The organism is Pseudomonas sp. LBUM1641 (assembly GCF_059716235.1).
This window is the reverse complement of the sequence record NZ_CP166815.1, coordinates 1-12,048: the sequence shown is the minus strand read 5'-3', so window position 1 is coordinate 12,048 and position 12,048 is coordinate 1. Positions and strand designations below refer to the sequence as shown.

Below are 12,048 nucleotides of genomic sequence, written 5' to 3'. Positions count from 1 at the left end.
TGACCAAGGACTGTTCGGGAGCGCGCTTTTAACAGGCGGGCCTTGTCCCGCAACGGTAAATGCCGCCATGTCGATTTTGCAGGCCATCAGAACCTTCTTCTTTTACCTGCTGCTGGGCACCAGTTCCCTCCTCTGGTGCACCCTGAGCTTTTTTATCGCGCCGTTTTTGCCGTTCAAGGCGCGCTATCGTTTCATCAACGTCTTTTGGTGCAACTGCGCGTTGTGGTTGACCAAGGTGTTCCTGAACATTCGTTTCGAGATCAAGGGCGCCGAAAACGTCCCGGACCAGCCCTGCGTGATTCTGTCGAACCACCAGAGCACCTGGGAAACCTTCTTCCTGTCTGCGTATTTCTCGCCCCTTAGCCAAGTGCTGAAGCGTGAGCTGCTGTACGTGCCGTTCTTCGGCTGGGCCATGGCCATGCTGCGTCCGATCGCCATCGACCGCGACAACCCCAAGGCGGCGCTCAAGCATGTAGCGAAGAAGGGCGACGAGCTGCTCAAGGACGGCGTTTGGGTGCTGATCTTCCCCGAAGGTACACGCGTGCCCTACGGCACTGTGGGCAAGTTCTCACGCGGCGGTACGGCTTTGGCGGTAAACGCCGGCCTGCCGGTGCTGCCAATTGCCCACAACGCCGGCAAGTTCTGGCCAAAGACCGGCTGGGCCAAGCGTGAAGGCACCATCACGGTGGTCATTGGCGAACCGATGTATGCAGAGGGTGAAGGCCCACGCGCTATTGCAGCGCTGAACGACCGTGCCCAGGCATGGAATGAAGCGCAACAAAGAGCCATGGGTTCGCTGCCGCCGGAGCCGGTCGTCATCGACACTCCGGTGATTTAAGTTTCTGTGGATAACCTGTGTACGGTTTGTTGGCGAATCATGCTTTTTCGATTATAGGCTGCTGATTTACTTACATATTTCCTAAGCTCATAAAACAGCGGAAAAGGTGCATAAGTTTTTTCCGCATTAAAAAACCGGTCCTTGAGACCGGTTTTTTATGCACAGGTAAAAAGCAGCGGTTCACTCCTTCCATAACGGCAGTTGAAGGATGAAGGTCGTACCTTTATCCACCACACTTTCGCAGCCGATTCGCCCACCATGGCGATCTACGACGGCCTTGACCATGGTCAGGCCCAACCCCAATCCTTCACTGCCTTGAGCAGAGGCGAAGCGCCGGTATTGGCCGAACAATTCGGGCAAATCCTGCTCAGCGATTCCTCGCCCCTGATCGCTGATACGGCATTCCAGGCGATCTTCACTGCTAGTCAGTCTTAATGTGACGGTGGTGCCTGAAAGGCTGTATTTGACCGCGTTCTCCAACAGGTTAAACAAGGCGCGGGTCAGCAGCGATTGATCCGCCCAGACCATCTCCTCGCCGTCGTCATCCAGGTTGCGGGCCAGGTGGATACCTTTCAGCTGGGCATGCACAGCGACTTGATCAAACGCGTCGAGCACCAGCATGGCGAACAGACTGGGCTGGAATTGGTATCCGTCAGATTCAGCTTTCGCAAGTTGCACGAAGGATTCTGTCAGGTTCAGGGCACGGCGGACTTGCTGCTCGATCTGGGCAAATATCGGCGCAGCGGTGTCCTGGACGTCCAACAGGGCCAGGATCGCCGAGTGCGGAGCACGCAGGTCATGGGATAGGAAACGCAACAAGGTTTCCCGCTGCTGCTGGGCTTCGCGCTCGATACTCAAGTCTGTGAGGCTCAACAGCCAGCCCAGGGCCACATCCCCGTCTGCGGGCAGCAGCGGGGCCAGGTCGAGGCGCAGGCTGCGATCAAGGGTGTCACGAAATTCGACGATCTCCAGCGCCGACAGGGCAGGGCGAATGCCGTCCTGCAGCGGTGGATAACCCAACGCAGCGAGTTGCTCCAACAGGTTTTCAGCCACCAATTCATTGCCGAATACATCACGAGCAATCCGGTTGGCCAGCAGGACATTGCCCTTGGGATCGGTAATCAAGGTCGCTACCGGCAAACATTCCAGGCCATCGGCCATAAAGCGGCGCGTGTCCCGGGTGCGGCTGACTGCTTGTTCCAGGGCGAAGATCCGTCCCTGTAATACATCACCCTGGCTGGCGGGCGCTCTACGCCGCTCCGGGAGCACTTTGGGTTCGTTGTCCAACCGTGCCAGTTCCCAACCGAAGTAAGCCAGGATCACGCTCAGGCGCCGCCAGTTCCAGATCAGGTAGCTGAGCAGCATGCCGATCAGGCACGCCGCCGGTGACCACCAATGGCCCAGGCGCAACAGGCCCCAAGAACCGAGAAGCGCGGCGCCCATGCAACCGACGGTCAACCACAGCGCATAACGCGGGCGAAACAACAGCAAGCCCAATAGCAGCGCGACCATGGCAGTGGCCAGCAGCGTTGCCATCCAGGCTGGCAGGTCAACGATGCTGCGCCCTTGCAGCAAGCCATTGAGGATGTTGGCCTGGATCTCCACGCCTGGTGTGGTGCCAACGCTGGCCGACAGCGGCGTGACATATCGATCGCCCATGCCCGGTGCGGTGGCACCGATCAGGATCAAACGGTCTCGCAGCAACTCAGGCGGTACCTCACCGCGTAAAACGCTGATATACGGCACGCTGGGAAAGCCGGCATGGCTGGCGATGAACGGAATTCGAATGGAGTTTTCCCGCTGCCAATGGTTGCTGTCCACCGGGCCAAGCGCGCCCGGCATAACGGCTTGCTGGCCACTCAGTTCAAACGCCAACCAGGCCAGTTGGGGCGTCATGTTCCCTGGCGGGCCTTCACGCAAATACAGGCTTCGTACAATACCGTCGCTGTCCGCTTCAACGTTGATATGGCCGACGCCCCTGGCGCAATCGCGCAAGGGCAGCACCGGCAGGATTTGCGCCACAGGTTGCTCGTAGCGGGGCGAGCCTTCACGAATCAAGGGCAACAGAACAGTACCGGCGTTGCACATAGCCTCGGCCAGGCGCAGGTCATTGGCCGGCTCCCGGGCAGGTTCGCTGAAGATCACATCGAACAGAATGCCTGCGGGTTTGGCAACGCTCAGCCGATCAAGCAGGTCGGCGTGTACGCGCCGGGACCAAGGCCATTGGCCGAGCTCCTTCAGGCTTCGGTCATCAATGGTCACCAGCAAGATGCGTGGATCCACCGGCAAGGGGGCCAGGCGGCGAAGGCTGTCGTACAGCAGGTTGTTGAGGGAAAAGCCCGGGCTCAGGGACAGGAATGCCGTGATAGGTAACAGCAACAGGCTGACCCAGAGCCATTCGCGCACCAGGCCATTGAACAGCCGCTGAGCCTGGGTCGGTTGGCGCTTTTCAGCCCGGCGCCAAAGCCTCACCGGCGAGCGTCCGGAGCGCTATTGCACGCGGTTCGCGGGCGGGTAATAGAAGATGTCATAGACCCCGGTTTCTCCCTCAAGCCCGTGTTCATCATAGGCCGACAAACGAACGTGATAGAACGATGCTTTCAGCCCAGTGAAGCGCATTTGCGGCTTGTCGGAGAAGTTTTCCTGCTTGATGTTCAGAAACTCCTTATCGGTCGCGACCTGGGCCCTGTAACGCTGGGCGCCGGCTAACGGACGCAGAAAAAGCGTCCATATCGGCGCATCGCCTTTTTGCCCATCCTGGCCCACCAGACGTGGAGCATCCAGCAGTTCCACGGGCTTGAGTTCACCTTGTTTCTTGAATGCCAAACCCTGCCTCGCACCGACCTTCACTTCACCCGCAACCGGCCCGGTAATGGGCTTCTTCTTGATGGGTCGTAGAGTCGGTGGAGCGTCATCCCGATTGACCGCAACCTGCCCATTGAGCACTTCCACCAGCGATTGTTCGCCGTCGTTGCGCACGCGGAAATGTGTGCCGCGCACACCGAGCACGCCCACCGGGGTCACGATCTGGAAACGGTCGTAGTCACTGGCACGCTTGATGACATAAGCCTCAACCTGACCTTCTTCAAGAATGACCTGGGGAATAGATTGCTCCTCGACCAGGTGCAGTCGAACCTGGGAGCTGGACGGCAAGACAACCCGCGTACCGTCTCCCAGCAAAAGGCTGACGAACGCGTCCGGTGAGGTTTTCACACTCTCTTGTTCATCAATGACCATGCCTTCTGCCAAGGCCGTGGAAACGCCCTTGGCATCCAGCTTCCAGGCTTCGCCTGTCAGGTGCTGCACCACCGCCGGCAGAGGCTGCGCGCGGCACATCTGGTTGTCGTCAATGTAGGGGGCGCGGGGAGGGGCGGGACGTGCCAAGGCCGGCAAGCTCACTACGCCAAGCGTAACAATCAAGCCTGAGCCCAACAGCGTAGAAATGGCAAAGCGAAATCGGCAGGTGAAAAAGGTCATGGCGCTCATCAAGATTCTAGTTCTAATGGGGCATCAGAAAGCACTTTCAGGAAGCGTCTTGCGCGGGAAGACCTTGAATACCGCCTACGATACTCGATGAGGTATCCAGTCGATAGCCGAAATGTCTGGGGCATGGGATCTATGGCAGAAGATGACACATCCTTGTGCCGGAGCAATTCCCTCGCTCCAATCCGTGTGTCATCCAGCGAGAGCGAATTTACCTACAAGATAGGTGCGTAGGACCGAATCGCAACATTTATTCAGATTTGGCGGTGCTTAAAACACCCAGCGTTGATTCTGCTGTTGTTGACCGAGTTGCTGAAGCGGCGAGCTGGCGAAGCCCATACCGTTACCCGGTTCACTCAGGGTTTGACGTTCATCGAACGAAGCAGGTATTACCGGTTTGGATGCCCCTACCGTTTCCGTCCCCAAGGTTGCCGCCATTACCACCAATACCATTCGCCCCCATACATTAATCTTCTCCAGAGCCGCCGCACGTCTCGAAACAGCATAAAACCAGATTGCCATTGATCCTTTTCCTGAAGGTCCCGAGCCGGTATCTTCCCAGCTTGGGTATTACGATTTCCAATGGCTTACGGCCATTTGATATCAGCGTACCGAGAGATTCAAAGGGCCTGAGAATCTGGCCATAATTGTTCAGATTCATGCCTGCATTCTTAATCAGAAAGGACCCTGCCATGCGTGTCGCAATACTGGATGACGAACCTGCCGAACTGCGGCGGGTGGAACAGACACTGCGACAAATCCCCAGCGCCGCGGATCAGCCTTGGAGCCTGCACTGCTTCGAGCGTGGAGAAGACCTGCTGCGCCAACTGCGCCGGGAAACCTTTGACCTGCTGATCCTGGATTGGCAACTGCCTGACCTCAGCGGCCTGGCATTATTGCGCTGGACCCGCGAGCACATGGAAGCGCCACCGGCCGCCATCATGCTCACCAGCCGCGATGCCGAGAGCGATATCGTCCAGGCGTTGAACAGTGGCGCCGATGATTACGTCAGTAAGCCATTTCGCCCTAACGAGCTTAAGGCACGGGTCAATGCGGTGCTGCGCCGCCACGGACTGCAAAAGTCTGCAGCCAGCGAAGTGCTGACCTTCAACGACCTGACGTTCGATGATGCTGAACTCACGGTGAGCAGGGCGGGGAAACCTATCAACCTGACAGAACGCGAATACCGCTTGGCTCGGTGTCTGTTTGAGAACCTGGCGCGGCCACTGTCTCGTGAATATCTGTATGAGCGGTTCTGGACCCATGAGGAAATGGTCTCGTCTCGTCCGCTGGATACGCATATTTATCGGCTACGGAATAAGCTCGGGCTGACGGCGGAGCGGGGGTGGCAGCTGCTCACGATCTATGGGTACGGGTACCGGTTGGAGAGCGTGACGGCTGCCTCCGAAGAGTGAGATGTTCCACGTGGAGCATTTATAAAGTGCCCAAATCCCACTCAATAAAAAAGGCCAACGCTTAGCGTTGGCCTTTTTGTTTGCGCTGCAACCTGATCAGAAGTCCAGGTTGGACACCGCCAAGGCGTTGCTCTCGATGAAGTCACGACGAGGCTCGACCGCATCACCCATCAGGGTGTTGAAGATCTGATCCGCGCCAATGGCGTCTTCGATGGTCACACGCAGCATGCGACGCTGAGCTGGGTCCATGGTGGTTTCCCACAGCTGATCCGGGTTCATTTCGCCCAGACCTTTGTATCGCTGAATGGTGTGACGCTTGGTGCTTTCAGCCATCAACCAGTCCAGGGCTTCCTTGAACTCTTTGACCGCTTTCTTACGCTCGCCACGCTGAATGTAAGCACCATCGTCCAGCAGGGTGCTCAGTTGCGCGCCAAGGGTGACAACAGTCTTGTAGTCGTTGCTGCCGAAGAAGTCGCGGTTGAAGGTGACGTAGTTCGACAGGCCGTGGGAGATCAGTTCGACCTCTGGCAGCCAGACGTTACGTTCACGGTCTTCACGCAGGCTGGCTTTGTAAACCAGGCCGGATTTTTCGACGGTACGCAGACGGACTTCGTACTGGGCCAGCCAATTCTGCATGTGAGCGTGGTCGCCCAATTGCTCAAGGCTGACGGCTGGCAGGTAGATGAAGTGCTCTGTCAGCTCCTGAGGGTACAGGCGCGACAAACGCTTGAGAGTCTTCATTACCATGCGGAAATCGTTTACCAGACGCTCCAACGCTTCACCGGAGATCCCCGGGGCTTCGTCGTTCAAGTGCAGACTCGCATCTTCCAGGGCCGACTGCGTCATGTACTCTTCCATGGCGTCGTCGTCTTTGATGTATTGCTCTTGCTTGCCCTTTTTCACTTTGTACAGCGGCGGCTGGGCGATGTAGATGTAGCCACGCTCGATCAGCTCAGGCAACTGACGGAAGAAGAACGTCAGCAGCAGGGTGCGGATGTGCGAACCGTCGACGTCAGCATCGGTCATGATGATGATGTTGTGGTAGCGCAGCTTGTCGATGTTGTACTCGTCGCGGCCGATGCCACAGCCCAGGGCGGTGATCAACGTGCCGACTTCCTGCGAGGAAATCATCTTGTCGAAGCGCGCCTTCTCGACGTTGAGGATCTTACCCTTCAACGGCAGGATGGCCTGGGTGCGACGGTTACGACCCTGCTTGGCGGAACCGCCAGCAGAGTCACCTTCCACCAGGTACAGTTCAGACAGGGCAGGGTCTTTCTCTTGGCAGTCAGCCAGTTTGCCCGGCAGGCCAGCGATATCCAGCGCGCCTTTACGACGGGTCATCTCACGGGCTTTACGCGCCGCTTCACGAGCCCGCGCCGCGTCGATCATCTTGCCGACAACCAGTTTGGCTTCGTTCGGGTTTTCCAGCAGGAAGTCGGAGAAGTACTTACCCATTTCCTGTTCAACGGCGGTCTTCACTTCGGAAGATACCAGCTTGTCTTTGGTCTGGGAGCTGAACTTCGGATCCGGAACCTTGACCGAAATAATCGCGGTCAGGCCTTCACGGGCATCGTCACCGGTGGTGGCGACTTTGTGCTTCTTCGCCAGGCCTTCTGCTTCGATGTAAGTGTTCAGGTTACGCGTCAGTGCCGAACGGAAACCCACCAGGTGAGTGCCGCCATCGCGCTGAGGAATGTTGTTGGTGAAGCACAACAGGTTCTCGTTGAAGCTGTCGTTCCACTGCAGGGCGATTTCCACGCCGATGCCGTCTTCACGCTGGATGTTGAAGTGGAACACCTGGTTGACCGCAGTCTTGTTGGTATTCAGGTATTCAACGAACGCCCGCAGGCCACCTTCGTATTTGAACAGCTCTTCCTTGCCGCTGCGTTCGTCTTTGAGGACGATACCCACACCGGAGTTGAGGAAGGACAGTTCACGAATCCGCTTGGCCAGGATGTCCCAGCTGAAGTGGATGTTCTTGAAGGTTTCGTCAGAAGGGCGGAAATGAATCTGGGTACCGGTGGTTTCGCTTTCGCCAACGATCTTCATCGGCTCTTGCGGAACGCCGTGAACGTAGGTCTGCTCCCAGATCTTGCCGCTGCGACGCACGGTCAGCACCAGCAGTTCGGAGAGGGCATTCACCACGGAAACACCTACACCGTGCAAACCGCCGGATACTTTGTAGGAGTTGTCATCGAACTTACCGCCGGCGTGGAGCACGGTCATGATGACCTCAGCTGCCGAAACGCCTTCTTCTTTATGCACATCTACCGGGATGCCGCGACCGTTGTCGCGCACGGTGATGGATTCGTCCGGGTGGATGATGATGCTGATGTCGTCGCAGTGACCGGCCAAAGCTTCGTCGATCGAGTTATCGACCACCTCGAACACCATGTGGTGCAGACCGCTGCCATCATCGGTATCACCGATGTACATACCGGGACGTTTGCGTACGGCATCCAAACCTTTAAGCACTTTAATGCTGGTCGAGTCGTACGTATTCGTATTTTGTTCGCTCATGCCTTCACTCCCGATGGTCGTGGGTCTGGGTGATACGGCCTTGTTCCACGTGGAACAAAGCGACTGGCGTTTCCGTCTGCCAGCCTTCCCTCAATAATTCGTGGTCTACACAGGTGATAAACACCTGGCAGCGTAAGTCTTCCAACAAGCGGCATAACGCGCGGCGGTGCTGCTCGTCCAGTTCGGACGGCAAGTCATCCACCAGATAAATACATTGCCCGCGCCGGGCCTGGCTAACCAGATGCCCTTGGGCGATACGCAGGGCACAGACCACCAACTTCTGCTGACCGCGGGACAAGATGTCCGCGGCATTATGTGCGCCCAATCTAAGGCGCAAATCAGCCCGTTGTGGTCCGGCCTGGGTGTGACCAATTTGCTGATCCCGCTGTAAGGACGTCGCGAGCACTGCACTCAGTTCCCGGTCTTTGTCCCAACCACGGTAGTAGCTCAACGTCAGCCCCTCGAGTTCAAGCAACTCGCTCAAGGTCTGCTCAAAGACTGGTTTCAAGGCTTTGATATAGGCGCGGCGGTATTCATCTATTTCAGCGCTGGCCAGGCACAGTTCCCGGTCCCAAGCAGCTTGCGAAGCGGCGTCAAGTGTACCATGCCGCAGCCATGAGTTCCGCTGCCGCAGGGCCTTCTGCAGGCGCTGCCAAGTGGCCATAAAACGCGGTTCCACGTGGAACACTCCCCAATCGAGGAATTGCCTGCGGATTTTTGGCGCGCCTTCCAGCAAACGAAAGCTGTCCGGGTTGATCAGTTGCAGTGGCAGGATTTCCGCCAATTGCGCAGCACTGCGAGCATTCTGCCCGTCGATGCGTATTTGAAACTCCCCCTGACGATCACGAGAAATCCCCAGGCTGCTATGACCGCCTTCCGCCAATTCGACTTGGCCAAATACCGTGCACGCCAGTTGCTCGTACTGGATCACCGGTAACAAGCGGGCACTGCGAAAGGAACGGGCAAGCCCCAGCAGGTGAATGGCTTCCAGCACGCTGGTTTTGCCACTGCCGTTGGCGCCGTGGAGGATATTAATGCGGGGGGAAGGGGAGAAGGTCACCGGGTGCAAATTGCGCACCGCGGTGACCGAGACGCGACTGAGGGACATCTAGCTTCTGCTGAACATGATTACAGGCGCATCGGCATGACAACGTAAGCCGAGTCATCGTTATCGGATTCTTGCACCAGGGCGCTGCTGTTGGAGTCAGACAGGATCAGGCGAACCTGTTCGGTGGTCATCACACCCAGCACGTCCAGCAAGTAGCTGACGTTGAAGCCGATTTCCAGGTTGCCGCCGTTGTAGTCGACACCCACTTCTTCTTCCGCTTCTTCCTGCTCAGGGTTATTCGCCTGAATTTTCAGCTGGCCGTTGGCCAATTGCAGGCGAATACCGCGGTACTTCTCGTTGGAAAGAATGGCGGTACGGCTGAACGCTTCACGCAGGGCCTGACGATCACCGATCACCAGTTTGTCGCCGCCTTTAGGCAGGACACGCTCGTAATCCGGGAACTTGCCGTCAACCAGCTTGGATGTGAAGGTGAACTCGCCAGTGGTCGCACGGATGTGGTGCTGGCCCAGGACGATGCTGACAATGCCATCCGGCTCGGTCAGCAGGCGCGCGAGTTCCAGAATACCTTTACGCGGCACGATCACCTGGTGGCGATCCGGCTGACCGATATCGGCCTTCATCGAGCACATGGCCAGACGGTGACCGTCAGTGGCCACGGCGCGGATGATGCCTTCGGAGACTTCCAGCAGCATGCCGTTCAGGTAGTAACGCACGTCCTGCTGGGCCATGGCGAAGCTGGTGCGCTCGATCAAACGGCGCAGTCGGCTTTGCTCCAGGCTGCAGGTCAGCGAACCAGGACCTTCTTCCACGGTCGGGAAGTCGTTGGCTGGCAAGGTCGACAGGGTGAAACGGCTGCGACCGGCCTTGACCACCAGCTTCTGCTCATCAACCTTGATGTCGATCAGCGCGTCGTTGGGCAGGCTCTTGCAGATGTCCATCAGCTTGCGCGCCGGCACGGTGATCTCGCCAGGTTCGGCGGGTTCTTCGAGCTGGACACGACCAACCAGTTCGACTTCGAGGTCGGTACCGGTCAAGGACAATTGCTGGCCTTCGACAACCAGCAAGACGTTGGAAAGCACCGGCAAGGTCTGTCGGCGCTCGACGACGCCTGCGACCAGTTGCAGGGGTTTCAACAGGGCTTCGCGTTGAATGGTGAAATGCATGGTCTAGTCCCTTGCCTTAATAAGCTGCGCTGGTGTTCATCAAGTAGTCAGTGTACGCAGCAGGTTCTTGTAGTCCTCGCGAATATCCGCGTCGGATTCCTTAAGTTCGTTGATCTTGCGGCACGCGTGCAAAACCGTAGTGTGGTCGCGACCGCCAAACACATCACCAATTTCCGGCAGGCTGTGGTTGGTCAGCTCTTTGGAGAGCGCCATCGCTACCTGACGGGGACGTGCCACCGAGCGCGAACGGCGCTTGGACAGCAGATCGGAGATCTTGATCTTGTAGTACTCGGCCACAGTACGCTGGATGTTATCCACACTCACCAGCTTGTCTTGCAACGCCAGCAGATCTTTCAGAGATTCGCGAATCAACTCGATGGTGATGTCGCGGCCCATGAAGTGCGAGTGAGCGATGACACGCTTGAGTGCGCCTTCCAGCTCACGCACGTTGGAACGAATGCGTTGGGCAATGAAGAACGCGGCGTCGTGAGGCAGGTCGACTTTAGCCTGGTCGGCCTTTTTCATCAGGATCGCGACGCGGGTTTCCAGTTCCGGCGGCTCTACCGCAACGGTCAGGCCCCAGCCGAAGCGCGACTTCAAGCGCTCTTCCAGGCCTTCGATTTCCTTCGGATAACGGTCACTGGTCAAGATGACCTGTTGGCCACCTTCGAGCAACGCGTTGAACGTGTGGAAAAACTCTTCCTGGGAACGTTCCTTGCGGGCGAAGAATTGAATGTCATCGATCAGCAAGGCATCAACGGAACGGTAGAACCGTTTGAACTCGTTGATTGCATTGAGCTGCAGCGCCTTGACCATGTCGGCCACGAAGCGCTCCGAGTGCAGGTACACGACCTTGGCATTCGGGTTCTTCTTTAATAGGTGGTTACCCACGGCGTGCATCAAGTGAGTTTTACCCAAGCCAACGCCACCATAAAGGAAGAGCGGGTTGTAACCGTGCTTGGGGTTGTCGGCGACCTGCCAGGCAGCCGCGCGGGCCAGCTGGTTGGATTTACCTTCGACAAAGTTCTCAAAGGTGAACGTGCGGTTCAGATAGCTGGTGTGCTTGAGCGCACCTTCAACCTGAACGGTGCGCTGTTCAGCACGAACCGGAGCCTGTTGTGAGCTGGCGCCGGCCATTGGGTCAAAGCTGTCGCGGGACGGCTCTTCATTTATAGGCGCGTTTTTCTGCGACGAGGATTTCGAAGGCGTCTGGGCAACCGATGCAGGCGAGTTATTAACAGGTGCCGCTGCGGCCTGAGCCTGCGAGGCACTTGCTGCCAACGGTGCATTCGGCGCAGCACGAGGTACCGAGCTGCGTTTGCTGCCTATTAATAAGGAGAGCACCGGAGCAAGCCCGTTGCCATGTTCGTCGAGCAATTCGAGAACGCGGCTCAGGTATTTCTCGTTGACCCAGTCGAGAACAAAACGATTAGGCGCGTAGACACGCAACTCGTCGCCTTCGGCTTCGACCTGTAGCGGACGGATCCAGGTGTTGAATTGCTGGGCAGGCAGCTCATCGCGCAAAAGCTCCACGCACTGCTGCCAAAGTTCCACTGACAC

9 protein-coding genes are annotated in these 12,048 nt (G+C 57.5%); 2 read left to right on the top strand and 7 right to left on the bottom strand.

Annotated elements, in window-relative coordinates; genetic code table 11:
* Positions 1-67 precede the first annotated feature (67 nt).
* A complete protein-coding gene (locus ACA046_RS00045; protein WP_459024950.1) occupies positions 68-838 on the top strand; it encodes a lysophospholipid acyltransferase family protein in 771 nt (256 codons plus the stop codon).
* Positions 839-1,018: 180 nt separating this feature from the next.
* On the opposite strand, the gene ACA046_RS00040 is transcribed toward ACA046_RS00045, so the two are convergent.
* From ACA046_RS00040 to ACA046_RS00030, 3 genes are all read right to left on the bottom strand, one after another.
* Positions 1,019-3,310 carry a CHASE2 domain-containing protein gene (locus ACA046_RS00040; RefSeq protein WP_497675657.1) on the bottom strand — a complete coding sequence of 764 codons (2,292 nt, stop codon included), beginning with the start codon at positions 3,308-3,310 and terminating at the stop codon, positions 1,019-1,021.
* Positions 3,311-3,328: 18 nt separating this feature from the next.
* Positions 3,329-4,315, bottom strand: a complete 987-nt coding sequence (locus tag ACA046_RS00035) for a FecR family protein (RefSeq protein ID WP_497677157.1) — start codon at positions 4,313-4,315, stop codon at positions 3,329-3,331.
* 276 nt (positions 4,316-4,591) lie between these two features.
* Positions 4,592-4,843 (bottom strand): hypothetical protein, encoded by a 252-nt coding sequence (locus ACA046_RS00030; protein ID WP_497675656.1) that lies wholly within the window; start codon positions 4,841-4,843, stop codon positions 4,592-4,594.
* 170 nt (positions 4,844-5,013) lie between these two features.
* Here ACA046_RS00030 and ACA046_RS00025 point away from each other — a divergent pair, with 170 nt between their 5' ends.
* Complete coding sequence (locus tag ACA046_RS00025; RefSeq protein WP_459024946.1) at positions 5,014-5,736, top strand: response regulator transcription factor; 723 nt, start codon at positions 5,014-5,016, stop codon at positions 5,734-5,736.
* A 96-nt stretch (positions 5,737-5,832) separates the two neighbouring features.
* Here the strand turns inward: ACA046_RS00025 and gyrB are convergent, their stop codons facing one another.
* The 4 genes from gyrB to dnaA are packed head-to-tail and all read right to left on the bottom strand — an operon-like array spanning position 5,833 to position 12,048.
* Positions 5,833-8,256, bottom strand: a complete 2,424-nt coding sequence (gene gyrB / locus ACA046_RS00020; RefSeq protein WP_076013269.1) for a DNA topoisomerase (ATP-hydrolyzing) subunit B — start codon at positions 8,254-8,256, stop codon at positions 5,833-5,835.
* 4 nt (positions 8,257-8,260) lie between these two features.
* The gene (gene recF, locus ACA046_RS00015; protein WP_003213585.1) at positions 8,261-9,364 is read right to left on the bottom strand and encodes a DNA replication/repair protein RecF; all 1,104 of its coding nucleotides are present in this window, start codon (positions 9,362-9,364) and stop codon (positions 8,261-8,263) included.
* Between the two features lie 20 nt (positions 9,365-9,384).
* Entirely contained in the window at positions 9,385-10,488 is a 1,104-nt protein-coding gene (gene dnaN, locus ACA046_RS00010) for a DNA polymerase III subunit beta (protein WP_459024943.1), read from the bottom strand.
* A gap of 39 nt (positions 10,489-10,527) precedes the next feature.
* Positions 10,528-12,048 (bottom strand): chromosomal replication initiator protein DnaA, encoded by a 1,521-nt coding sequence (gene dnaA, locus ACA046_RS00005; RefSeq protein WP_076013268.1) that lies wholly within the window; start codon positions 12,046-12,048, stop codon positions 10,528-10,530.